Origin of the sequence: Rhodococcus sp. D-6 (assembly GCF_040256695.1) — a bacterium.
Classification (GTDB): Bacteria; Actinomycetota; Actinomycetes; order Mycobacteriales; family Mycobacteriaceae; genus Rhodococcus; species Rhodococcus pyridinivorans.
In genome coordinates this window covers 674,088-698,334 of the sequence record NZ_CP132970.1, presented here as the reverse complement: position 1 = coordinate 698,334, position 24,247 = coordinate 674,088, and the positions used below count along the sequence as shown (strand labels likewise).

General features: G+C 65.4%; 23 protein-coding genes, 1 pseudogene and 1 riboswitch. Of the genes and pseudogenes, 17 read left to right on the top strand and 7 right to left on the bottom strand.

Annotated features, from left to right (window positions below; translation table 11 throughout):
* Positions 1-11: 11 nt before the first annotated feature.
* Positions 12-2,810, bottom strand: a complete 2,799-nt coding sequence (locus tag RBB84_RS03415) for an aconitate hydratase (RefSeq protein ID WP_064257633.1) — start codon at positions 2,808-2,810, stop codon at positions 12-14.
* Between the two features lie 514 nt (positions 2,811-3,324).
* Between RBB84_RS03415 and RBB84_RS03410 the strand changes: the two genes are divergently transcribed.
* Positions 3,325-3,756 (top strand): hypothetical protein, encoded by a 432-nt coding sequence (locus tag RBB84_RS03410; protein WP_064063175.1) that lies wholly within the window; start codon positions 3,325-3,327, stop codon positions 3,754-3,756.
* 161 nt (positions 3,757-3,917) lie between these two features.
* Complete coding sequence (locus tag RBB84_RS03405) at positions 3,918-4,505, top strand: DUF3558 domain-containing protein (RefSeq protein WP_064063174.1); 588 nt, start codon at positions 3,918-3,920, stop codon at positions 4,503-4,505.
* Positions 4,506-4,796: 291 nt separating this feature from the next.
* On the opposite strand, the gene RBB84_RS03400 is transcribed toward RBB84_RS03405, so the two are convergent.
* Positions 4,797-5,888 carry an IS110 family transposase gene (locus RBB84_RS03400; RefSeq protein ID WP_064257831.1) on the bottom strand — a complete coding sequence of 364 codons (1,092 nt, stop codon included), beginning with the start codon at positions 5,886-5,888 and terminating at the stop codon, positions 4,797-4,799.
* A 147-nt stretch (positions 5,889-6,035) separates the two neighbouring features.
* On the opposite strand from RBB84_RS03400, the gene RBB84_RS03395 reads away from it, so the two are divergent.
* The 9 genes from RBB84_RS03395 (at position 6,036) to RBB84_RS03355 (ending at position 10,609) form a co-directional block, all read left to right on the top strand.
* Entirely contained in the window at positions 6,036-6,395 is a 360-nt protein-coding gene (locus RBB84_RS03395) for a hypothetical protein (RefSeq protein WP_064257850.1), read from the top strand.
* An 85-nt stretch (positions 6,396-6,480) separates the two neighbouring features.
* Complete coding sequence (locus RBB84_RS03390) at positions 6,481-7,068, top strand: DUF3558 domain-containing protein (protein ID WP_138842361.1); 588 nt, start codon at positions 6,481-6,483, stop codon at positions 7,066-7,068.
* Positions 7,069-7,085: 17 nt separating this feature from the next.
* On the top strand, positions 7,086-7,445 hold the full coding sequence (locus RBB84_RS03385; RefSeq protein ID WP_350247156.1) for a hypothetical protein: 360 nt from the start codon (positions 7,086-7,088) through the stop codon (positions 7,443-7,445).
* 85 nt (positions 7,446-7,530) lie between these two features.
* The gene (locus tag RBB84_RS03380; RefSeq protein ID WP_350247155.1) at positions 7,531-8,121 is read left to right on the top strand and encodes a DUF3558 domain-containing protein; all 591 of its coding nucleotides are present in this window, start codon (positions 7,531-7,533) and stop codon (positions 8,119-8,121) included.
* 24 nt (positions 8,122-8,145) lie between these two features.
* Entirely contained in the window at positions 8,146-8,508 is a 363-nt protein-coding gene (locus RBB84_RS03375) for a hypothetical protein (protein WP_024103538.1), read from the top strand.
* An 85-nt stretch (positions 8,509-8,593) separates the two neighbouring features.
* Entirely contained in the window at positions 8,594-9,181 is a 588-nt protein-coding gene (locus tag RBB84_RS03370) for a DUF3558 domain-containing protein (protein WP_350247154.1), read from the top strand.
* Positions 9,182-9,200: 19 nt separating this feature from the next.
* Positions 9,201-9,560 (top strand): hypothetical protein, encoded by a 360-nt coding sequence (locus RBB84_RS03365; RefSeq protein ID WP_350247153.1) that lies wholly within the window; start codon positions 9,201-9,203, stop codon positions 9,558-9,560.
* Positions 9,561-9,645: 85 nt separating this feature from the next.
* The gene (locus RBB84_RS03360) at positions 9,646-10,236 is read left to right on the top strand and encodes a DUF3558 domain-containing protein (RefSeq protein WP_350247151.1); all 591 of its coding nucleotides are present in this window, start codon (positions 9,646-9,648) and stop codon (positions 10,234-10,236) included.
* A 13-nt stretch (positions 10,237-10,249) separates the two neighbouring features.
* Positions 10,250-10,609: a hypothetical protein gene (locus RBB84_RS03355; protein WP_064257351.1), complete on the top strand. Its 360-nt coding sequence runs from the start codon at positions 10,250-10,252 to the stop codon at positions 10,607-10,609.
* Between the two features lie 68 nt (positions 10,610-10,677).
* Here RBB84_RS03355 and RBB84_RS03350 read toward each other — a convergent pair whose 3' ends face one another.
* A complete protein-coding gene (locus RBB84_RS03350) occupies positions 10,678-12,531 on the bottom strand; it encodes a TerD family protein (RefSeq protein ID WP_064257362.1) in 1,854 nt (617 codons plus the stop codon).
* A 126-nt stretch (positions 12,532-12,657) separates the two neighbouring features.
* Between RBB84_RS03350 and RBB84_RS03345 the strand changes: the two genes are divergently transcribed.
* Complete coding sequence (locus RBB84_RS03345; RefSeq protein ID WP_064257352.1) at positions 12,658-14,886, top strand: glycoside hydrolase family 3 C-terminal domain-containing protein; 2,229 nt, start codon at positions 12,658-12,660, stop codon at positions 14,884-14,886.
* A gap of 12 nt (positions 14,887-14,898) precedes the next feature.
* On the opposite strand, the gene RBB84_RS03340 is transcribed toward RBB84_RS03345, so the two are convergent.
* Entirely contained in the window at positions 14,899-15,945 is a 1,047-nt protein-coding gene (locus tag RBB84_RS03340; RefSeq protein WP_064257363.1) for a zinc-dependent alcohol dehydrogenase family protein, read from the bottom strand.
* Between the two features lie 180 nt (positions 15,946-16,125).
* On the opposite strand from RBB84_RS03340, the gene RBB84_RS03335 reads away from it, so the two are divergent.
* The gene (locus tag RBB84_RS03335; RefSeq protein WP_064257353.1) at positions 16,126-17,406 is read left to right on the top strand and encodes a serine hydrolase domain-containing protein; all 1,281 of its coding nucleotides are present in this window, start codon (positions 16,126-16,128) and stop codon (positions 17,404-17,406) included.
* A gap of 133 nt (positions 17,407-17,539) precedes the next feature.
* Positions 17,540-18,484: a type IV toxin-antitoxin system AbiEi family antitoxin domain-containing protein gene (locus RBB84_RS03330; RefSeq protein WP_064257354.1), complete on the top strand. Its 945-nt coding sequence runs from the start codon at positions 17,540-17,542 to the stop codon at positions 18,482-18,484.
* A gap of 15 nt (positions 18,485-18,499) precedes the next feature.
* Here the strand turns inward: RBB84_RS03330 and RBB84_RS03325 are convergent, their stop codons facing one another.
* Both RBB84_RS03325 and RBB84_RS03320 read right to left on the bottom strand, forming a co-directional pair.
* Positions 18,500-19,804 (bottom strand): LLM class flavin-dependent oxidoreductase, encoded by a 1,305-nt coding sequence (locus tag RBB84_RS03325; RefSeq protein WP_064257355.1) that lies wholly within the window; start codon positions 19,802-19,804, stop codon positions 18,500-18,502.
* The gene (locus tag RBB84_RS03320; protein ID WP_064257356.1) at positions 19,804-20,568 is read right to left on the bottom strand and encodes a 3-oxoacyl-ACP reductase; all 765 of its coding nucleotides are present in this window, start codon (positions 20,566-20,568) and stop codon (positions 19,804-19,806) included. Before RBB84_RS03320 ends, RBB84_RS03325 begins: the two co-directional genes overlap by 1 nt.
* Before the next feature lie 54 nt (positions 20,569-20,622).
* A riboswitch (TPP riboswitch) is annotated at positions 20,623-20,714 on the bottom strand.
* 261 nt (positions 20,715-20,975) lie between these two features.
* On the opposite strand from RBB84_RS03320, the gene RBB84_RS03315 reads away from it, so the two are divergent.
* Complete coding sequence (locus tag RBB84_RS03315) at positions 20,976-22,472, top strand: stealth family protein (RefSeq protein ID WP_024103526.1); 1,497 nt, start codon at positions 20,976-20,978, stop codon at positions 22,470-22,472.
* On the opposite strand, the gene RBB84_RS03310 is transcribed toward RBB84_RS03315, so the two are convergent.
* Positions 22,469-23,389, bottom strand: a complete 921-nt coding sequence (locus RBB84_RS03310; protein ID WP_064257357.1) for a phosphodiesterase — start codon at positions 23,387-23,389, stop codon at positions 22,469-22,471. The two genes, RBB84_RS03315 and RBB84_RS03310, sit on opposite strands and share 4 nt — an antisense overlap.
* A gap of 280 nt (positions 23,390-23,669) precedes the next feature.
* Between RBB84_RS03310 and RBB84_RS03305 the strand changes: the two genes are divergently transcribed.
* Both RBB84_RS03305 and RBB84_RS03300 read left to right on the top strand, forming a co-directional pair.
* Complete coding sequence (locus tag RBB84_RS03305) at positions 23,670-24,005, top strand: hypothetical protein (RefSeq protein WP_156666199.1); 336 nt, start codon at positions 23,670-23,672, stop codon at positions 24,003-24,005.
* Positions 24,006-24,012: 7 nt separating this feature from the next.
* Positions 24,013-24,153, top strand: a pseudogene (locus RBB84_RS03300) (hypothetical protein); the annotation flags it as partial.
* Between the last annotated feature and the right edge of the window lie 94 nt (positions 24,154-24,247).

Sequence of the window (24,247 nt, the reverse complement as noted above, 5' to 3'; positions counted from 1 at the left end):
TCTGTCGCTGCCTACTGCGCGAGCTGCTTACGCAGCACGTACTTCAGGATTCCGCCGTGCTGGAAGTACTCGGCCTCGGCGGGGGTGTCGATGCGCACCGTCGCGTCGAACTCCGTGTCCCCCGCCTTCACGTGCACGGTCTCGGGGATCTCGTCGCTGTCCGCCAGACCGGTGATGGTGAACTCCTCCTCCCCCGTCAGGCCGAGGCTCTGCGCCGACTCGCCCTCCGGGAACTGCAACGGCAGCACGCCCATACCGATGAGGTTGGAGCGGTGGATGCGCTCGTACGACTGCGCGATCACCGCGCGCACCCCCAACAGCAACGTGCCCTTGGCCGCCCAGTCACGCGACGAGCCCGACCCGTACTCCGCGCCCGCGAGCACGACCAGCGGTGTGCCGTCCTCCGCGTACTTCTGCGCGGCGTCGTAGATGCTCATCTGCTCGTCGGTCGGCAGATAGCGGGTGACGCCACCCTCGACGTCCGGCACCAGTTGGTTACGCAGTCGGATGTTGGCGAAGGTGCCGCGGATCATCACCTCGTGGTTGCCGCGTCGCGACCCGTAGGAGTTGAAGTCGGCCTGCTCGACGCCGTGCTCCTGCAGGTAGCGACCCGCGGGGCTGTCGCGTCGGATCGCACCGGCCGGCGAGATGTGGTCGGTGGTCACGGAGTCGCCGAGCAGCGCGAGTACCCGCGCGCCCTCGATGTCGCGCAGCGGCTCGGGTTCCGACGACATGTCCTCGAAGTAGGGAGGACGTCGCACGTAGGTCGACTCGTCCTTCCATTCGAACACCTCACTGTCGGGCACGTCGAGGTTCCGCCACGTTTCGTCACCGGTGTAGACGTCCTGGTAGCCGGTCTCGAACATCTCCGCGCGCACCGCGTCGTCGATGACCTCCTGGATCTCCTGCGTCGTGGGCCAGATGTCGCGCAGGTAGACCTCGTTGCCCTCGCTGTCGGTGCCGAGCGGGTCATTGAAGAGGTCGACGAGCATCGACCCGGCCAGCGCATACGCGATCACCAGCGGCGGCGACGCGAGGAAATTCATCTTCGTCTGCGGATGGATGCGTCCCTCGAAGTTGCGGTTGCCCGACAGCACGGCCGAGACGTTGACGTCGTGCTCGTCGATCGCGGCCGCGATCTCGTCGGGAAGCGGGCCGGAATTGCCGATGCAGGTCGTGCAGCCGTAACCGACGAGGTTGAAGCCGAGCTTGTCGAGATAGGGCGTCAGACCCGAACGCTCGTAGTAGTCGGTGACGATCCGCGACCCTGGAGCCAGCGTGGTCTTCACCCACGGCTTGCTCCGCAGCCCCCTTTCCACGGCCTTCTTGGCGAGCAGCGCCGCACCGATCATCACCGACGGGTTCGACGTGTTCGTGCACGATGTGATCGCCGCGATCACCACGTGTCCGTTGTCGAGTTCGAACTCGTCGCCGTCCCCGACCCGCACCGGGACCTTCTTCGACGGCGGCGCCGAGGTGTCGGCGTCGTCGGGCACCGGGTCGCGCGGCTCGTCGCGGGAGTCCTCGCTGCGCACCGACACCGGGTCGCTGGCAGGGAATGATTCGAGCACGCCCTCGTCGACACCCGAGTCCTGGACGCGGGAGACGACGTCGGGCACTTCCTCACCGTTGAGCAGCGAGGTCACGGCCTTCGGCGCGAGGGCGACGGGGATGCGGTCCTGCGGTCGCTTCGGGCCGGCGACGGACGGTCGCACCTTCGACAGATCCAGTTCGACGACCTCGCTGTAGTCGGGTTCGCGATCGGGGTCGTGCCACAGACCCTGTTCTTTCGCATACGCCTCGACGAGGCGGATCTGCCCCTCGTCGCGACCGGTGAGGCGCAGGTAGTCGAGGGTCGCGTCGTCGATCGGGAAGATCGAGATCGTCGAGCCGTACTCGGGGCTCATGTTGCCGATGGTCGCGCGGTTGGCGAGCGGCACGTTGGCGACACCGGGACCGAAGAACTCGACGAACTTGCCGACCACGCCTGTCTTGCGGAGCATCTCGGCAACGGTGAGCACGAGGTCGGTCGCCGTGGTGCCCTCCTGCAGTTCGCCGGTGAGCTTGAAGCCGACGACCTGCGGGATCAACATCGACGCCGGCTGGCCCAGCATCGCCGCCTCGGCTTCGATGCCGCCGACCCCCCAGCCGACGACACCGAGGCCGTTGATCATGGGGGTGTGCGAGTCGGTGCCGACGAGCGAGTCGGGATAGGCGACGAGCCCGCCGTCCTCGTCCTCCCGCGTGAAGACGACGCGGGCCAGGTACTCGAGGTTCACCTGATGGCAGATGCCGGTGCCGGGCGGGACCACCTTGAAGTCGTCGAACGCTCCCTGCGCCCAGCGCAGCAGCTCGTAGCGCTCGCGGTTGCGCTGGAACTCGAGGTCGGTGTTGATCCGAAAGGCGTCCTCGGTGCCGAAGACGTCGGCGATCACCGAATGGTCGATGACCAGCTCGGTGGGGATCAGCGGGTTGATGCGCTTCGGGTCGCCACCCTGCTGGGTCATGGCGTCGCGCATCGCGACGAGGTCCACAACGCACGGCACGCCGGTGAAGTCCTGCATGAGAACGCGTGCCGGGGAGAACTGGATCTCAGGGTTGTGCGTCGACTTCGGATCCCAACCCGCGACGGCCTCGATCTGCTCCCGGGTGACGAGCCGCCCGTCCTCGGTGCGCAGCAGGTTCTCCAACAGGACCTTGAGGCTGTAGGGCAATCGCTCCGAGCCCGGGACCTTGTCGATGCGATAGATCCGATAGTCGGTGTCGTCGACCTTCAGGGTGTCGCGCGTGCCGAAACTGTCGTCACTCATGAACGTGCCTCCCGACTGCGATGTTTCCGGTGGTTACCCGGATGGGTAGCCCGTTCCGCTGTGCGGCAATCACCGGGGTGGATTCAGGCGCCCCGGACACCGGCAGAGGGCGACTCGATAGCGACGCGTGAAACGGTCATCGGTGCGCGTTATTGCGCGCTCCGATGACCAGTTCGCGCTCTTGGTCCGGGGTGCTGTGAGAGCGCTTCGGGAGTGTGTAACGCGGGCGGCGGCACGCGCGACACCCATACGGTCATTCCATACAGAACGGACATTGCAGTGAACCTGTTCGCCGGCTCGCAGCCGTGTCATTCTCGGCCTGCCCTGAGCCGACGAGCACGGATCGCTGCGCACAGTCCGCTGTGGTGGGAGGCGCGATATCTCGGAGGATTCGACGACCCGCGGCCATAAGCCGCCACTTCGCCCTCCTCTCATCCCGTCCACATACGGACTGCAGCCCATATCCGAGGCGGGATGTGCCAGGCCGACAGCATTCACACAAGGATTGGAATCAATGAAGAAGTTCATCGGAACGCTCGCTGCTGCTGCCACGCTCGCGGCAGGTTCGGCAGTGCTCACCACCCCCGTGGCCCAGGCTGTGACCATCTCCGGCAGCGGGGTGAAGTACGTGTTCTGCAGCTCCAACCAGCACAACAACCAGATCTCGTACGACGACCGGTACGGCGAGGTCAGCAAGATCGTCAGCCTGCCCGCCAAGGCGCAGGACGGCAGTTACTGCGGCGTCATCGAGGTCGGCATCGAGTCCGATTCGTATGTGTCTGCTCTGATCAAGAACGAACGTGCGCACTATGTCTACGCCGCCGTCTACTCGGTCTCCTACCCGCTGTTCTCGGGTAGCACCGGTGCGCCGCCGAACTACACCTTGGTTGCACGAGACGAAAGCCATAGCAGCTACGGCGGATACAACTATGCCTTTGCGTACTGACCGTCAGCATTGACCCGCGCGAACCGATAGTCGGGTCGTGGAGGTAACCGAACGCTCTCGGCTTCCTGGAAGCCGAGAGCGTTCGTGTACGACGAATCAGCCCTCATCACCCCTCGCCCGCTTTGTGTTAGCGTCTGCCCGACAATCGATCGGGGGGTCGCATGGGTAAGTGGGGAATCATCGCGCTCGCAGCAGCAGTGGCAGTGGTGACGGCGTGCAGTCCGAGCGCCGCGGATGACCTCACAGACGATGAGGCAGCCACGTCGACGACCCGCACCCCGCGCATCACCGACGACTCCGGCAGACCACCCGTCACCTTCGACCCCTGCTACGACATCCCGGATGACGTCATGAACGCGGCCGGGTACGACGCGGCGAAGAAGGAAGTCGCGGATTACCCGATGGGTACCTACACCTTTCTCGGTTGTACATACCGGAAGGATGACTACGTTCCCGGAATTCGGCGGGGCTATAACCTCAGCATCTTGGCAGGGAATGTCTCCCTTGATGAAGAACTCGCGAAGAACGGCGCTATGGCGACCGAAATCAGCATCAACGGGCGTCGGGCGCTCCTAGAAGTGAATCCGGCGAATAAGGACGCCTGTACATATGTCCTTCAGTCCGACTTCGGAATCGTCAGTTTCCTGCGGCTATACAACAAGGACCGTCCGGGACCGGTTCCCGAAAGTGAATGGTGCACCGACATGGACGAGCTTGTCTCGGCAATTGAACCGATCATCGACAACTGATATGTAAGAACCTTTGTCAAGAGGGCAAGGTGAGGCGCCGTCGGGGAGCGACCCTGACGGCGCCTCATTGCTTCGCCCTCGAGTCTGCGTGGTGAGCGTGTCGACAATACGACGCGCGGTCAGACTGATATACGCGGGTTGGCTACCGCAGGACGGGATTTCGGCTGGATCGCATCCGCATCTCTAGCATCGAGCGTCGACCCCGGAAGGCCTGCTCATAGGTGTATCGCGGGTCGATCCACGCGCTGCCACCACCGAACCCATGGGACGAAGCAGTCCATCAGGCCGGCTTCAGCAATCCATCACCGCCAGCGACCAGCACCACCCCGCCAACTCCCGGGCGATCGCCGCATTCGCGACGACGGGTCGTTTGCGGCGTTCGAGGAACCCCACCCAGCGCCCGTGCAACCGGCGGTTGCCCTCATCACCACGGGCCCGGGCCGCGGCCGGGGCCAGATCCCATCGCGACCGCATTACCGCTCCGACGTGATAGCGGGCGCGGTGATGCCAGGCCGCTTCCACCAACAGCCGACGCGCATGAGAATTTCCGGTCTTGGTGATCGACCCCTGCGCCCGCGACGATCCCGAGGAATACTCCGAGGGCACCAACCCGACGAACGAGCCGATGGTGTTGCCAGTGAACCGAGTCCAGTCCCCGATCTCCACCGCCAGACCGAACCCGGTCAAGGTGGACACCCCACGCAGGCAGCACATCCGGCGCACCACCGGAGTCAATTCACTGGCCACGGCCATCTCCTCGATCGCCACATCGAGTCGTCGGCGCCGCGCCTGCATGGTGAGCACGTGGTCGTAGTCGGCGTCGAACGCCATCCGTGTCGCCGGCGAGGTCAACTGCGGTGCGGCCTCGGTACGCAACCAGCGGTCGTGCGCCCCGCTCCAGGCCTGTCCGCCGTAGTAGACGATGCCGCGGCGCAGCAGCAGTTTCGACAACCGGTGCCGTGCCCGCATCAGATCTCCGCGGCAGTCCTCCCGGGCCCGGACCAGATCCCGCGCCGCTTCCTGCCCGACGGACGGGATCGACACCGAGGTGACTTCGTCCAGGCGCAGCAACCGGGCCAGATGCAGCGCATCGCGGGCATCGGTCTTGACCCGATCCCCGGCGGGTTTGTGCAGCTTCGACGGAGCGGCGACCACACACCGAATGCTCGCTTCGGTCAGATATCGGTACAAGCCGAAGCCTGTCGGGCCGGCCTCGTAGGTCACTGCTGCCGGGCCTGGTAGCTGCGCAATCCAGGATCGGATGTGGTCATAGGACGGCGTCAGTTTGGTTTGGAGCACTTCGCCGGTGACGCTGTCGATGGCTGCTGCTGCGACCGAACGTGCGTGCACGTCCAGTCCTACGCTCGTACGCTCGGTAAACACCGGGGCCTCCCACCACTGTCGGATAGGCCGGGCAGGGGGATTCCTACTCGGTAACCCACGAACATGGGTGAGAGGGGCCCCGGCCCGCAACCCCTGACTCAACGCCGGGGCTGCCCATACCGTCTAGACCCTGGCCATGGAGGTCTCATGTCCGGATTTCTGAGACTGGAACCCGAAATCATTGACGAGATTGTGCGCATCTGTGACATCATGCTTGCCGACTTCGAAAAGTCGAGAGCTACCACCGGAAACCTGTTGTTCGCTGACGGCTTCGGCGATTTCGACTCGGCCAAGCAACTCGCCGCAGGTTACCGACGAAAGGCCGCTGGTACCCCGGAGTCTGCGAAGGAACGCGTCGAGCAGTTCATCGAAGTCCTCACCCAACTCCGCGACGCCTTCGCCACCGGCGGAGAAGCCTTCCTCGACACCGAATCCGACTGGGCACGCCAACTCGCCATCACCGACCCCGACAACGAAACGGGAAACGGTCATCAGAACGCGCAATAACCCGCACCCCTGACCATTTCGCGCTCCGCAGTACTGTCATCGGCGGTTGTGTTAGCGTCTGGCCGACAATCGATCGGGGGGTCGCATGGGTAGGTGGGGAACAGCCGCGCTCGCAGCACTGGCGGTAGTGGCGACGGCGTGCAGTCCGGGTTCGGCGGAGCCGGCCACGAGCGACGAGGCTTCCACGTCGGCCACCCGGACCCCGCGCATCACCGACGACTCCGGCCGCCCGCCAGTCACCTTCGACCCCTGCTACGACATACCCGACGATGTCGTGAACGCAGCGGGGTACGACGCGGCCCAGAAAGAAATCGCGGACATGCCGATGGGGACGTACACCTTCCTCGGCTGCACATACGACAACAGGGACCACATCCCAGGCGTGCGCCGTGGATACGGCCTCAACATCCTGGCTGGCAATGTCACTTTGGACGAGGAGTTCCAAAAGAATGCACATGTCGCCAGCCAGACAAGCATTAACGGCAGACCGGCGCTCCTAGAAGTAGACCCCGACGCACGAAACGGCTGCAAGTACGCCCTGCAGACAGATTTCGGAGTTGTACTCGTCACCCGAGTTCTCTACGCCGACCACTCGGGCCCTGCACCTCAAATCGATTGGTGTGCAGGCATGGAAAACCTCGTCGCCTCGGTTGAACCCTTCATCGCGAACTGACATCGAACAGGACGAACATGCCGGAGTTCAGCAGGCTCGAGCCTCACGTCGTCGCAGAGATCCTAAGGATCTGCGAAACCATGCTGGATGAGTTCGACCAGTCGTACAAACACAGTTTTAGGCTCACCGACGTCCACGGCTTCGGTGATTTCGACTCCGCTCAACAACTTGCTGCAGACTATCGACGCAAAGCTGCAGGCACACCCGAGTCGGCCAGAGAACGGATGCAACAGTTCATCGACGCCCTCACCCAACTCCGCGACGCCTTCGCCACCGGCGGAGCAGCCTTCCTCGACACCGAATCCGACTGGGCCCGCCAACTCGCCGCCACCGACCCCGACAGCGGAGCGCCAAATAGTCATCAGGGCGCGCAATAACGCGCACCTCTGACCACTTCGCGCTCCGAAGCACCACCTCGGGCTGTTGTGTTAGCGTCTGCCCGACAATCGATCGGGGGGTCGCATGGGCAGGTGGGGCATCGTTGCGCTCGCAGCACTGGCTGTCATGGGGACGGCGTGCAGCCCGGGTTCAGCGGACGACGCCGCTGTAGGCGACGAAACCGCCACCACGACAACCCGAACCCCGCGCATCACCGACGACTCCGGCCGACCACCAGTCACCTTCGACCCCTGCTACGACATACCCGACGATGTCATGAACGCGGCCGGGTACGACGCGGCGAAGAAAGAAATCGCGGACATGCCGATGGGGACGTACACCTACCTGGGGTGCCGATACAAAGGCACTGTCAAGATCCCGGGGGTGCTCGCTCGCTACGACCTCACTTTGTTGTCAGGAAACGTGTCTCTCGACGAGCAGCTTGCGGAGAATCCGACCGGAGCGACACCGACGACCATCAACGGTCGCCCTGCTGCGATGAGGGTCGATCCCGATCGAAGCCTCACATGCAGCTACCTGTTGCAAACAAGTTTCGGGGTCGTCATCTTGAACAGGCTTTACCACCCGGATTATCCCGGGGGCCCGCCGATCGAAGAGTGGTGCACCGACTTCGAGGAGTTGGTGTCTTCGATCGAGCCGTATGTCACCGATTGAACTGTCGAATCGTCAGGAGAGATGATGTCGTCGCCCTTCGTGCGGCTCGAACCGGGTGTGGTCGCGGAGATACTTCGAATCTGCGAGGTGATGCTGGATGAACTCCGAGAGTCCAAGACGCTCGCTGACGGACTCTACGACGCGCGTGGATTCGGAGATTTCGAGTCCGCCAAACAACTTGCTGCGGGCTATCGCCGCAAAGGCGCTGGAACGCCACAATCAGCGAGCGAACGCATGCAGCAGTTCATCGATGCCCTCACCCACCTCCGCGACGCCTTCGCCACCGGCGGAGAAGCCTTCCTCGACACCGAATCCGACTGGGCCCGCCAACTCGCCGCCACCGACCCCGACAACGGAGCGCCAAATAGTCATCAGGGCGCGCAATAACGCGCACCTCTGACCATTCTGCGCTCCGAAGCACCACCTCGGGCTGTTGTGTTAGCGTCTGCCCGACAATCGATCGGGGGGTCGCATGGGCAGGTGGGGCATCGTCACGTTCGCAACAGTCGCGGCAGTGGTGACGGCGTGCAGCCCGAGCGCCGCGGAGACGGCCACGAGCGACGAGGCCGCAATTTCGACCACCCGCACTCCGCGCATCACCGATGACTCCGGCCGACCACCGGTCGCCTTCGATCCCTGCTACGACATCCCCGACGACGTCATGAACGCAGCCGGGTACGACGCGGCGAAGAAAGAAATCGCGGATTATCCGATGGGTACCTACACGTTCCTCGGATGCTCGTATCGTAAGGACGACTTCGTTCCGGGAGTCCGACGTGGCTTCAACCTGAGCATTCTGTCGGGAAATGTTTCCTTCGATGAGGAACTTGCGAAGAACGGCCATATCGCGACTGAAACCTCGATCAACGGACGCCGGGCACTCCTTGAAGTCGATTCGAGCGACCGGGACGCATGCGCGTATGCCCTAGAGACTGACTTCGGAATTGCTATCTTCAGCCGTCTGTACAACGCAGATCATGTGGGGCCAGCGCCTCAGAGTGAATGGTGTTTGGGCATGAAAGAACTCGTTATAGAGATCGAACCATTCATCGCAAAGTAGTCAACGTACGGGAGGAACATTGGCCGACTACGCACGGCTTGAACCTGAAGTACTCACGGAAATCCTCAGAATCTGCGGAGTCATGATCTCCGAGATGGAAGCTGCACGAAAGAACGCCAACAACCTCACAAGAACCGATGGTTTCGGCGACTTCGAATCGGCCCAGCAACTCGCCGCGGGATACCGACGGAAGGCTGCGGGCACTCCGGAATCGGCGAAGGAACGCGTCGAGCAGTTCATCGATGCCCTCACCCAACTCCGCGACGCCTTCGCCACCGGCGGGGAAGCTTTCCTCGACACCGAATCCGACTGGGCCCGCCAACTCGCCGCCACCGACCCCGACAGCGGAGCGCCAAATAGTCATCAGGGCGCGCAATAACGCGCACCTCTGACCATTTCGCGCTCCGGAGCAGTGCCCGGGACGGTTGTGTTAGCGTCTGCCCGACAATCGATCGGGGGGTCGCATGGGCAGGTGGGGCATCGTCGCGCTCGCAGCACTGGCTGTCATGGGGACGGCGTGCAGCCCGGGTTCAGCTGATGACGTCGCTGTAAGCGACGAAACCGCCACCACGACAACCCGAACCCCGCGCATCACCGACGACTCCGGCCGACCGCCAGTCACCTTCGACCCCTGCTACGACATCCCCGACGACGTCATGCACGCGGCCGGGTACGACGCGGGGAAGAAGGAAGTCGCGGACATGCCGATGGGGACGTACACCTTCCTCGGCTGCACATACGACAACAGGGACCACATCCCAGGCGTGCGCCGTGGATACGGGCTCAACATCTTGTCCGGAAACGTCACCCTCGAGGAAGAGCACTCGAAGAACGCCCATGTGGCTTCCCCGATCACGATCAACGGCAGAGCCGGACTACGCGAGGTGGGACCGAGCGGGAACAACGAGTGCACGTACGCATTGCAAACGGAATTCGGAGTCGTGCTGTTCAACCGGCTTTATTACACCGACACGGTAGAGCCGGCACCCAAGAGTGAATGGTGCTCGGGCATGGATCAATTCGTCACCTCGCTCGAGCCTTACATTCCCGAGTGAGAGCTGAGGACGTATGCCTGACTTCACCAGACTCGAACCACATGTGATCGATGAGATTCTGCAGATCTGCAACGTCATGTTGGACGAGTTCGAGACCGCAACACGGACCGCTTCCAGACTCACTGCAGTCCACGGTTTTGGCGACTTCGATTCTGCGCAGCAACTCGCTGCAGGTTACCGTCGGAAGGCCTCGGGGACGCCTGAGTCAGCTATGGAACGCATCGAGCAGTTCAGCCAAGCCTTGAAGCAACTCCGCGACGCCTTCGCCACCGGCGGGGAAGCCCTCCTCGACACCGAATCCGACTGGGCACGACAACTCGCCGCCACCGACCCCGACAGCGGAGCGGGAAATAGTCATCAGAGCGGGCAATAACACGCGCCGATGACCATTTCGCGCTCTGCAGTGCTCAGTCGATCCCCACCCGCGCGACGAAGCAGAGATCAGTCGTCGACTTCCACCCCGTACCGGCGTGCGAGGGCCGCGAGGTCGTCGTCGTATCCCTGCCCCACCGCGCGCAGCCGCCACTTGTCGGCTCGGCGGTAGATCTCGGTGAGCACCATGGTGCGTTCGGTGGTACCGGCGTCGAGCACGAAGGTCGCGGCGGTGCCGGTCTCACTGTCGACCGCGACCGATACCGCGCCGAGTTCGCCGAAGGTGCGGTTGCCGTCGATGGCCGCTGCGATGGCGATGCGTTCGCATTCGGCGGGAAGTTCCGCGAGGTCGACGCGGATGCAGTGCTCACTCGAACCGTCGATGGTCAGTTCGATGACGCCGTCGTCGTAGAGCGGATTGTTGTAGAAGACGAAGTCGTCGTCGGTGTCGACCTTCTCGTCGGCGCCGAGCAGGAAGGCGACGATGTCGAGATCGAATTCGTCGCCGACAGCTTCGGCCTTCCAGGCGACGTTCACGGCCCAGCGGTGACTGTCGGACGGCACGTCGATCACTTCACCGCGGGACAGCACCGGCGCCGTGAGCCGTGACTCCACCCGCATGTGCGGGGGCATCACTCCGTTCTCCACTGCGGCATCGACGTCGTCGGGTCGCAGGACGGGCAGCTCACGTGCCGCGACCCGCGTCATCCGCTTGTCGGCCTCTCCCCCGTCGAGGACCAGCACGTCGGTGACGGCGGCCGTGAAGTTGAGGGCCGGGCGGGCACCGAGCTGGGTGAGACGCGAGCGCATCATGACGGCCTGCAGGTGCGTGCCGCCGAGCAGCAGCACCTTGCGTCCTGTCCACAGCTTGGGCTTCTGCCCGGTCGGCGGCCGGACCGGGTGCACCACCGCGACCTGCGGTTCCGGTGGCGGGATGATGTCGACGACGGCCGCAACCTTCGATTCGCCCGGACTCACCCGCGTCAACAGCTCCTCGAGCTGCTGTTCGCTGATCACGGGAATGCCTTCGGACATCGCCTTGCGGACCTTGGCGGTCTGCACCGTGGGGTCGTTGCACACCACGACGCTGGTCTGCTTGCTCGCGTTGTTCATCACGTCGAGTCCGGCGTCGGTCAGCCGGTTCGCGAGCGCGACACGCGGAGTGACGGTGGAGCCGCTGATCACGACCTTCATGCCCTGGACGAGGCCGTCGTCGCCGAGACGACCCGGGTTCTTCCACTGGCACGCGACCCGCGGGATGGATGCGGGATACACCGACTTGCGACTGCGGCAGTTCACGACGGGTAGCGGCAACTGCAGGTTGTCGGCCATGGCGGCGCTGCGCAGGAATATCTCCGACAGGACGCGCGCGTCGTCGTAGGCGTCGTGCTCCTGCAACTGCTGGACCTGCCAGTGCTGCGCGAGGGTGGCCAACCGGTAGTTGGGGACGTCGAGTTCTAGCCGGCGCGACAACGCGAGCGTGCACAGGCGGTGCTCCGCCGGAAGCGAGGTGCCGGCCCGACGGAACTCGGCGTCGAGGAACCCGTAGTCGAACGACGCGTTGTGGGCGACGAGTGTGGCGCCGTCGAGAATCCCGGCGAGTTCGCCGGCGATGTCCTCGAAGCGCGGCGACCCGGTGAGGCGCTCCCGCGTGAGGTTGTGGATGTGCACCGGTCCCGGGTCGCAGCCGGGGTCGACGAGAGTCGAGAACTCTCGCTCGACGGACCCGTCCTCGCGCAACACGAGGGCGGCCACGCTCAGGACCCTGTGGGCGTTGGGACGTACACCCGAGGTCTCGACGTCGACCACCACCCATCGATGGTCGCGGGGCAACGTCACGGACCCCTCCGCCGGTGCATGCACTTCGATCACGTACTCCTCCGATCGCTTCGTCCCCCGACGAGAACCACCACAATCGGACATTCTCGACCAGTCGACCGACAGGATCGACACCGCCCTCCCGATGTACCACACGCGCCGGCTCCGTCGATATCGTCCGTCTCCCCGAGGGGTTATGGTGCAGCGGACCGACCCCGCCGAAGGAGCAGCATGACCGACCGCTCACCTCTCGAGATCGTGGCGCGACTGACCGTCGAGGAGAAGGCGTCGCTCACCAGCGGCCTCGACTTCTGGCACACCGAACCGGTTGCGCGCGAGAACATCCCCTCGATCATGCTCACCGACGGGCCGCACGGTGTGCGGAAGCAGACCGCCGAGGGCGACCATCTCGGTCTGCACTCGTCCGTGCCCGCGACCTGCTTCCCGCCTGCCGTCGCGCTGGGGTGTTCCTTCGACCCGGAGTTGCTCGAGCGCGTCGGCGCGGCGTTGGGTGCGGAGGCCCGCGCACTGCAGGTCGGTGTCCTGCTCGGGCCCGGTATCAACATCAAGCGCTCCCCATTGTGCGGCCGGAACTTCGAGTACCTGTCGGAAGATCCGCTGCTCTCGGGTGTTCTGGGCGCTGCGCTCGTGCACGGCATGCAGTCGCAGGGTGTCGGTGCGTCACTCAAGCACTTCGCAGCGAACAACCAGGAGACCGACCGGATGCGGGTCTCCGCCGACGTCGACCCGCGGCCACTGCGGGAGATCTATCTGCGTGCCTTCGAGCGGGTCGTGCGCGACGCGCAGCCGTGGACGGTGATGTGCTCGTACAACCGGATCAACGGGGTGTACTCGTCCCGTAACCCGTGGCTGCTCACCGACGTCCTGCGCGGCGAGTGGGGTTTCGAGGGTCTGGTCGTGAGCGACTGGGGTGCTGTCGACGACCGCGTCGCGTCCCTCGCGGCAGGTCTGGATCTCGAGATGCCGTCCACAGGAGGTCGTACGGACGCCGAGATCGTCGCGGCGGTACGGGCGGGCACGGTCGACGAATCGGTCCTCGACACGGCAGCCGCGCGGGTGATCGAACTGGTGCAGAAGGCCGTCGCTGCGTCCGATCCCGGCGCGACCTTCGACGCCGATGCCCATCACGCCCTCGCACGCGAGGTGGCCGCGCAGAGCATCGTGCTGCTCCGCAACGAGAACGACCTGCTCCCCCTCGCCACCGACGCGAACATTGCGGTGATCGGCGAACTGGCCCGCACGCCGCGCTACCAGGGCGCTGGATCGTCCCGGATCGAACCGACGCGCCTCGACAACGCGCTCGACGAGATCCGGTCGCTGTCCGGCCGGGACGTTCCCTTCGCCGCCGGTTACGCGCTCGACGGATCGGACTCGGCCGAACTCGTCGACGAGGCGGTGAAGCGTGCCGCAGACGCCGATATCGCGGTCGTGTTCCTCGGTGTACCCGCCGAACTCGAATCCGAAGGTTTCGACCGCGACGACCTCGAACTCCCGCAGCGTCAGACCGCGCTGCTCGATGCTGTGCTGGCGGCGAACCCGAACGTCGTCGTCGTGTTGTCGAACGGCGGTGTCGTGCGGCTCAGCGGCTTCGCCGACCGTGTTCCTGCGATCGTGGAAGGGTGGCTGCTCGGGCAGGCCGGTGGGGGCGCCGTCGCCGACGTGCTCTACGGGCACGCGAATCCGAGCGGCCGCCTCGCGGAGACCGTCCCGATCCGGCTCGAGGACACCCCGGCGCACACGAACTTCCCGGGCGAACACGGCCACGTGCGGTACGGAGAAGGATTGTTCGTCGGATACCGTTCGTACGACGCGCGTCGCCTCGACGTGTCCTTCCCCTTCGGTCACGGCTTGTCGTACACGACGTTCGAATACTCCGATGCCGCTGTGGAATCCGACGGCGATCTCACGGTGCACGTCACCGTCACCAACACGGGTGGGCGTGCGGGCGCCGAGGTCGTGCAGGTGTACGCCGGTGCACCCGGTTCGTCCGTTGCTCGGGCGCCGCGAGAGTTGAAGGGCTTCACCAAGGTCCGTCTGGATTCCGGCGAATCGCAACGTGTGGCCGTGAGTATCCGACGCGACGACCTCGCCTACTGGGACACCCGCGTCGATTCCTGGGTGGTCGAAGGTGGCACGTACAGCATCGACATCGGTGCGTCGAGCCGCGACATCCGGCAGACGCTCACCGTCGACATGACGGGCGACGCGGTGCGAATTCCGCTGACGATGGAATCGTCTCTCGGAGAACTGTTCCAGAACCCCGCGGCCGCCGCGATCGTCCTGCAGGCGTTCGGTTCGCTCGGCGGCGAGGTCGGGGTCGACGAGAGTGTTCTGAAGATGGCAGCGTCGATGCCGCTCGGTCGCCTCGCCGGATTCGCTCCAGGGGTCGAGCCGGAGCAGATCCAGCAGCTTCTCGATGTGGTCAACCAGCAGGAGTGAAGGCAGAGCCGGTCACGAACCGGCGGTGAGGAGCACCTTCAACGCACCGGTTTCGCCGGCGCGAGAGAACACGTCGTAGGCCTGTTCGAACTCGTCGAGCGCGAACCGGTGCGTGATCATCGGCGACGTGTCGAGCTGACCACTGCTCACGAGACCGATCAGTGTGGGCGTCGAGTAGGTGTCGACCAGGCCGGTGGTGATCGTCAGGTTCTTGATCCAGATGTCCTCGAGGTGCAGGGTCGCAGGTTTGCCGTGCACGCCGATGTTCGCGACGTGTCCGCACGGCCGAGCGAGCGCGACCGCCTGTTCGAACGTCTCCGGATAGCCGACGGCCTCCATCGTGACGTCTGCGCCGAGACCTCCAGTGAGTTCGCGAACGACCGTCGCGACGTCGTCGCGACCGCTGTTGACCACGATGTTCGCCCCGAATGCCTTCGCCGCGTCGAGCCGGCTGTCGGCGAGGTCGACGGCGACGATGCGGCTCGGACTGAACAGTCGTGCGGCGAGGATCGCAGCGAGCCCGATGGGGCCGGCTCCGATGATGACGACGACGTCCGCCGGCCGGAGACGGCCGTTGAGGACGCCGACCTCGTAGGAGGTGGGCAGGATGTCGGCGAGCATGAGCATCTGTTCGTCGCTCACGCCGTCGGGAATGCGGTGGGTCGAATTGTCGGCGTACGGGACTCGGACCAGTTCGGCCTGGGTGCCGTCGATCAGGTGCCCGAGGATCCAGCCGCCGCCGCCGAGGCACTGCCCGTATCGGCTCTCGCGACAGAAGCGGCACGTACCGCACGCGGTGATACACGAGACGAGCACTCGGTCGCCGGGAGCGAGTGTCTGCACTCCGTCTCCCACTTCGACCACGGTGCCGACGGCCTCGTGGCCGAGGATCCGGCCGTCGGTCACCTCGGGCACATCCCCTCCGAGGATGTGCAGGTCGGTGCCGCAGATGGTGACCGCGTCGACCCGCACCACCGCGTCCGTACTGTCCTGGATGGTTGCGTCGGGAACGTCCTCCCAGGATCGCTTCCCCGGCCCGTGGAACACCAGTGCCTTCATGATCTGACCCCCGTACACGGATTCGGCCCTGTTCCAAGGATGACATGAGGGACACTGCGATCGGAATCGTTCGGAGGGGGTGAAAAATTCACCTCGACAGCGGGACATGTCCGGATTCGTGACACCACCACAGAGTCCCCTGCTCTTTCGGGGACCACCGATCCCGAAAGCAGACGATCGATGAAGACACTCGCAACCTCACTCGTGGCTGTGGTCGTACTGGCCGCTTCGGCGTGCAGTTCCGATACCACCGAGCCCGAATCCACACCGTCGCCGACCTCCTCCGATCAAGCTCAGCCCGAGTACGTGGCCGAGCTGGAATCGACCGTCGAGCGGTTGATGCGCGACAACGCCATTCCCGGCGCGGTGGTCCAGATCAGCTCCCCCGACCGCGGCGACTGGACCGGCACGTTCGGCACGTCCGCCCTCGACACCGACGATCCGATCTCCGCCGACGATCATTTCCGGATCGGGAGCAACACGAAGACGATGACGGTCACCGCCATCCTGCAGCTGGTGCAGGAAGGTCGCCTGTCGCTCGACGACCCGATATCGAAGTACATCGACGGTGTCCCGAACGGCGACACGATCACCATCGCGCAGCTCGCCGAGATGCGGAGCGGCCTGTACAGCTACACTTTCGATCCGGATTTCAACGCGACACTCGACCGCGAACCCGAGAAGGTGTGGACGCAGGAGGAACTGCTGCAGATCGCGTTTGCCCGGCCGGTGAACTTCTCGCCCGGCGAACAGTTCGAATACAGCAACACCAATACGGTGCTCCTCGGACTCGTCGTGGAGGAACTGACCGGCATGCCGGTCGCTGAGGCGTTCGACGAGCGGATCTTCGCTCCGCTCGGGTTGGCGAACACCTCGTTCCCGGCGATCGAGGATTCCTCGATCCCGGATCCGCATCCGCGGGGCTACATGTTCGGCACCAACGTCTCCACCATCGATACCTTCGAATTGCCGGACGACCAGCAGGCCGCAGCGGTCGCCGGAACACTGAAGCCGAATGACGTGACCGACGACAATCCCTCCTGGGCGTGGACCGCGGGCGCCGCGATCTCCACCGTCGACGACATGACCACTTATGTGAAGGCACTGGTCGGCGGCGGTCTGCTCGATGAGCAGATGCAGAATACCCGGCTCGACAGCGTGCAGTCGGTGGGCGGGGGAACCGCCGGATACGGACTCGGCATGGCACAGTTCGGTCCCCTGCTCGGGCACGACGGTCAGCTTCCCGGCTTCATGACCTTCATGGGACACGACCCCGACACCGACCTGACGATCGTCATCGCCACGAATCTGTCGACGGTGCCCTCGGGTGAAGGTTCGGCGCTGACCCTCGTCAAGGGCATCCTGCCGATCTTCTACGGCTCCGATTATCAGGCGCCGAGCGATCCGGCACGCGCTCCCGGAGCGGAGGAAAGCACTCCCGTGCCGACGCCGGGAGGCTGATCGTACCGGCGTCCGGTGGGCGAGCACGGCCGCGTCACGTGGTTGTCCACAGGCATTCGTGTTCTCCACAGACCGAGGCGATCGGAGTGCGACGGCCCCGGATCGGGTCCGGCCGTGCCCGAAGATCGGGTCCATGACCCGACAGGTGTGGACGAGGGCGATGCTCGCCGAGGCCGGCATATCGGATCGTGCGGTGCGCACACGGCTCCGGCACGGCGGGCTCGTCAGGATCGCTCGCGGCACGTACATGACACGAGAGGACGTCGACGCCCTCGGCCCCGTGGGAGTTCATCTCGCCCGGGCACGCCTCGTCGGCTCCCGCCTCGACGCCGACGAGGCGCTCAGTCATGTGACGGCCGCGGTCGTCCACGGCCTCGACGTGTGGGACGCGCCGCTGAGACGGATCCACGTCACGCGCCCACCGACGCGCAGCTGCCGGGTGAGCGACGACCTGCACATCCACACCTCCGACCTGGATGGCGACGTCGTCGACGTGGACGGTCTGCGCGTCACGTCGCTCGCTCGTACCGTCGTCGACGTCGCGCGCACGCTGTCGCGTCCGCGTGCTCTCGTCATCGGCGATTCGGCGTTGCGTGCGGATCCGACGGCGCATCTCGACCTGCCCCGGATCCTTGCTGCATGTCGAGGTAGGACCGGGATCGTCGCGGCGGAGTCGGTCGCGCGCCTCGTCGACGGCCGGAGCGAGAGTGTCGGGGAGTCGCTGTCGCGGCTGCACATGATCGAGGCGGGTCTACCGATGCCCGACCTGCAGCACGAGATCGTCGTTCGTGACGGACGCCGGTACCGCGTGGACTTCTTGTGGCGCGAACTCGGCATCGTCGGCGAGTTCGACGGTTCCGGAAAGTACACCGAGCGCCACGATCTGCTCGCTGAGAAGGAGCGCGAGGATGCGCTACGGGATCTCGGGCTGGAGGTGATCCGCTGGAACTGGGCGGAGCTGTCGCGATTCCACGTCGTCGTCGATCGGTTCGAGCGCGCACGTCGTCGGCAGCAGGCACGTCGGGCTGCTCTGGAGCGCGAAACAGTCATCGGCGCGCGCTACAACCCGCTCCGATGACCGCTTCGCGCTCCGCTATACCGTCTTCAGACCGAGCGAGTCGCGCAGGGTCGAGCCGGGATATTCGGTCCGGAACAGGCCGCGACGCTGCAGTTCCGGGACGACGAGGTCGACGAAGTCGTCGAGGGAATCCGGATAGGCGGGGCACATCAGATTGAAGCCGTCGCAGGCGCCCGCGGCGAACCATTCCTCGATGCTGTCGGCGACGGATTCGGGAGTACCGATCATCGTCGCGTGACCACCACCCGCGGCAAGGTATCCGAGCAGTTCGCGCAAGGTGGGGCGGCGGGTCTCGATGATGCGCTGCACCGTCGCGTAGCGCCCCTGCGGCCCGGTGAACTCCTCAATGGGTGGCAGGTCGTCGACGGGAGCGTCGAGGTCGTGGCCGGTGTAGTCCTGACCCGTGAACACGCCGAGCTGGGTGATGGCAGCATCGACGTCGAGGAGCGCATCGAGTTCCGCCTTCTTCGCCCACGCCTCCTCCTCGCTGCGACCGACGTAGGTGACGAGTCCGGGCAGGATGGCGACCGTACCGGGATCCCTGCCGGCCGCGGCGATCCGCGCGCGCAGGTCGGTGGCGTACTCGATCGCCGCGGTCATGTCCCACGCGACGGAGTAGACGGCCTCGGCGTGGCGGGCCGCCAGGTTGCGCCCGGTCTCCGACGCCCCCGCCTGGAACAGCACGGGTCGGCCTTGCGGGCACCGCGGCACGGTCAGGGGACCGTCGACGCGGAAGTGCTTGCCCCGGTGATGGATCGGACGGATCGCGGAGGAGTCCAGGAACCTGCCACCCGACCGGTCGACGAGAACACCGCCGTCATCCCAGGAATCCCACAGCGCACAGAGCACCTCGATGAACTCCTCGGCCCGCGCGTACCGTTCGGCGTGCGGTGGCAGGGAGTCGAATCCGTGGTTGCGGGCTTCCTCGTCGAACATCGAGGTGACGATGTTCGCGCCCACCCGTCCCCCGCTGATGTGGTCGAGCGAGGCGAGCATCCGCGCGGCGTGGAAGGGCGTGAAGAAACTCGCGGAGACGGTGGTGACGAGACCGATGCGCTCGGTCGCGCGCGCCATGGCCGCCAGTGCGGTGAGCGGTTCGAGGAACCAGGTGGTGCCCGCTGTGTACTTCGGGTTGACGCTGTGACCGTCGGCGAAGAACACCGCGTCGAGACATCCGCGTTCGGCGGTGCGTGCGAGTTCCTCGAAATACGTGATGTCGCCGATGCGTTCGGCCGCGGAGTCGGGATGCCGCCATGCCGACGAGTGGTGCCCGACGCCGTAGAGGAAGGCGTTGAGGTGGAGGGTGCGTGGTCCGGGCATCAGTTCATCACCAGTCCCCCGTCGACCACCAGGTTCTGTCCGGTGACGGCCCGCGACCAGTCGGATGCGAAGAACAGCACCGCGGCCGCGAAATCCTCGGGGGTGGTGACCTTCCGGAGCGGCGTCGACGACGCGATGAGGTCGAACACCGCTTCGGGGGTCGCCGACGATGCGTCGGTCGTGCGCAGCAGACCGCCGGAGACCATGTTGACGCGGATCCCGTCGGGGCCGAGGTCGGCGGCGAAGGTGCGGGTCAGCGACAGCAGCGCGGCCTTCGCGGCGGTGTAGTCGTGGTACGGGACCACCGGATGCTGGAACAGATTGGTGCCGATGTTGACGATGCTGCCGCCACCGGCCTCGCGCATGCCCGGCAGCGCTGCCTGGATGATGTTGACCGCGCCGCCGACGACGCCGTCGAACTGGGCTCCGAACCGGTCGTATCCGATCTCGTCGGCCTTGGGCCGGGCGTCGCCGTTGAAGGAGAAGTCGGGCAGGGCGTTGTTGACGACCGTGGTGACGGGACGTCCGAAGTGCTCGCGGGCCCGCGCGAACAGCGCTTCGACCTCGGCGCGGTCGGTGACATCGGCCTTCAGAGCGACGGCCCGCTCGGGTCCGATCTTGTCGGCCAGTTCGTGAGCGCCCTCGCCGCTGCGCCGGTAATCGAGGACGACGGCGGCTCCTTCGTCGGCGAACGCCTGCGCGATTCTGTGGCCGAGGCCGCGCCCGGCACCGGTGACGAGGACGACCTGGTTCTGCAATGACATCTTCTGTGCCTTCCCTGTGTGGGGAAGGGTGCGTGAGGGCGACAGACCTCAGGCCTGGCGCCGGCTCGGCATCCCTTCGCTCGCATAATCGAGATCAGGTTCGACGGGTGTTCTCTCAGCCGTGTCCGGCACCCCGTGTCGAGTCCTGCGCACAGGTTACACCTCGGGATCTCGACCCCGTCGAGACCGTCGGCGTCGGCATTCATCGGATCGTCACATCACCGACCCGGGAACTTAGCTCAGATCGGAGTTAAAATGAGCGTTCCCGTCCCGACTCGTGAAAGGAGATTCCGACGCACACGCCGGCCCCCCACAACGCTCCCTACGTCTCCGTTTCCCAGCAGGTCGGAGACGCTCCGCCGCTCGGCCGCGCCACCGTCCGCGGCCCCGCGAGGCACGAGGAAGTGGTGTGGTTCGAGGATCGCTACGCCATCCCGATCACCACCACCACGCCCGATGAGGCTCGGATCGAGGACGTGCTGTTCCTGCGCCGCGTGCTCGACCGGGCGCACATCGACTACCTGCTCGTGCGCGACGACAGCGACCGTCCGATCCTCGCGATCGACCGCGCCGACCGGAAGCGGCTGCGCGCCGCTCTCGTCGAGGGGTGTGCCGACGAGCCCTTCTACTCGAAGGCCGTCGGTTCGAAGCGGCGTCCCGTCCCGGTGGCAGACGGTCGGCTCTCGCGCGACAGGAAGGACCGGGTGTTCCGGCTGTTCCGCCCGCGGGTCGAGCTGACCAGCGGGTTGCGGTACGGCGCCTCGAACGGTGTGGACATCGAGCTGTGGACCTACACCGACGACGAGGTGATCATGCCTCGTCCGAACGCTCTCACCCGCACGATCGCCCTGCGCGACGAGATGCGCCGGACGACGGTCGAGCGGTACGGACAGTTGTGGCCCACGATCGAAGGCATGTTCGACCGCCATCCGGGCGACATTCCGTTCGAAATCGACCTCGTGTTCTCGTGGGTCGACGGGTCGTCGAAGTCGTTCCAGGCCAAGCGCGCGAAGCTGATGCAGAACTATGTCGTCGGCGAAGGTGACGACTCGCCGGCGCGCTATCGGCAGATCAACGAACTGAAGTACGCCCTGCGTTCGGTCCACATGTACGCGCCGTGGGTGCGGCGGATCTTCGTCGCCACCGACTCGCCGCGACCGGCGTGGCTCGCCGACGATCCGCGCGTGACCTTCGTGCGGAGCGAGGAGTTCTTCACCGATCCGTCGGCGCTGCCCACCTACAACTCGATGGCGGTCGAGTCGCAGCTGCATCACATCCCGGGACTGTCCGAGCATTTCCTGTACTCGAACGACGACATGTTCTTCGGTCGCCGGGTGAGCCCGAGCCTGTTCTTCTCGGGCGGGGGCGTCGGCAAGTTCATCGAGTGCGATGTGCGGATCGGCCTCGGGCGAAACAACGCGTCGCGCAGCGGATTCGAGAACTCCGCGCGCATGAACCGCAAGCTCCTGCAGGACCGCTTCGGGGTCACCATCACTCGGCACCTCGAGCACACACCGGTCCCGTTGCGCAGGTCGATCATGGCAGAGATGGAGCGCGAGTTCGCGGACGAGTTCGCTGCGACCGCGGCAAGCCCGTTCCGGGCGGCCGACAACATCTCGGTGACGAACTCCTTCTATCACTACTACACGCTGCTGACCGGCCGCGCGGTGCAGCAGACCACGGCGAAGGTGGAGTACGTCGACACCACCGTGAAGTCCGGTCTGCGACATCTGGACACGATCCTGGCGCGCCGCAATCTCGACCTGTTCTGCCTCAACGACGGCAGCACACCCGAGGTCGATCTGGAGTTGCGCACCGCGAAGGTCACGCAGTTCCTGGAGCGGTACTACCCGATTCCGGCGCCCTGGGAGACCGACTACCCGGGCCGACCGGACGTCGGCTAGACGCGAACGGTGAGGTCGGGGTTCTCGGGGATGCGGATGCCGGCTTCGGCCAGGCGCCGCGCCGCGTCCTCGGCCGTGTGGGGTTGCCCGGCGGTGGCGTAGCTTCCGCTGGGCACCACGGAGTGCACGATGGTGTCGGGATAGACGTGCACGAGGTTGAAGCCCTGCGCGCCGTCGTGCCCGCGCTGCGAGCCGACCGGGACGTTCAGGTCCTGCGTGTAGCAGGTCGACGAGGCGACGGACACCGGGATGCCTGCGAAGGTGGCCGAGGTCGAGTAGTGCAGATGACCGCCGAGGATGGCGCGCACATCGGTGCCACGCAGTACTTCGGCGAGGCCCGCTTGGTCGCGCAATTCGACGAGGACAGCCATGTCGAACACGCTCGGTACCGGCGGATGATGCAGTGCGAGAACGGTACCGAACGGGGCGGGTGTCGAGAGTTCGTCGGCCAGCCAGCCGAGCTGCTCGGCGGAGACTTCGCCGTGGTGATGGCCCGGAACCGAGGTGTCGAGCGTGATGATCCGCAGTCCGCCCACGGTGTGGACTTCGTCGATGGGTGCACCCACGGGATCTTCATCGAGGAGCTCCTCACGGAAGGTCGCGCGGTCGTCGTGATTACCCATCGCCCAGACGATGTCGGCACCGAGCGCTGCTGCCAGCGGTTCGACGAGACCGCGGAGCTTGCGATAGGCGTCGGGCTGGCCGCGGTCGGCGAGGTCGCCGGTGAACACCAGGGCATCGGGACGGACCTGCGACGCACGGATGTCCTCGAGAATCAGTCCGAGGCGGGTGTCGGCGTCGACGGTGCCGTAGAGGAGTTCGTCTCCACCGACGAGGTGTGTATCGGTGAGATGAAGGAGGGTGTGCGAAGGTCTGGGATATTCGGCTATTCGCTCAGGGGCTGGAGAACTGCCCATGATCTCTCACTTCCATTCGCCCGTTTCGGGGCACTCGATCGCCATCAACGGTAGCGAGTGTGTTTCTACGACTCCATGGCTTCTGGATCACATCGAGACCTCGAACCTCCGGCGAACACCTCGTTACTGCGCGGTGACCTGCGGAAACGGACAATCGAACATTCACTGGTGATCTGGGTCACAATCCAGCTCGGCGGATGCACCGGCACCCAGTGCATCCCGCAGCACGACGTCGACCTCGTCGCTCGGGTACATCGGCAGGGTGTGATGGGTACCGGCGGTGAGGGTGCCATCCGAGCAGATCGTCGACGTTGCGTACGGGATCACCGTCGGCGACGCTGCGTCCGACGTCGCCGAGGATGTCGACGGCCAGCACGCGGTGGGTCTCACCCAGGGCTGCTGCGGTGGCGAACCAGACCATCGACGTAGCGCCGGCGCCCGGAAGAAGCAGGACCGGCGGTGCGCCGGGCAGGCCGCACTCGGTGACGCGGGTGGTGCCGAAACGGGAGTCGAGATCGTGGATCACGGTGCCGCGTGGCCATTTCGCGAGGAGCGCGTCGTACGCGGCGTAGAAGGCGCGCCCCTCGTCGGATTCTGTGAACGATGTGCGTGGTGACCGGAGCAGCCACGCCGACCGGATCGTGTTCCTGGACCGAGGGCGAATCGTCGAGCAGGGAATCCACGACGAGCTGGTGCGTCGCGGCGGCCGCTATGCGCGGTTCTGGGAGACGTCGGTCGGGGTGGCTTCATCGATCCGCGCATAGTGAGCGAACACGGATACTCGGCAGAACCTCGCCCGCCGAACCGTACTTCACCCCGCCTATAGCACGGGCGAAGTACGGTTCGGCGGGCGAACTG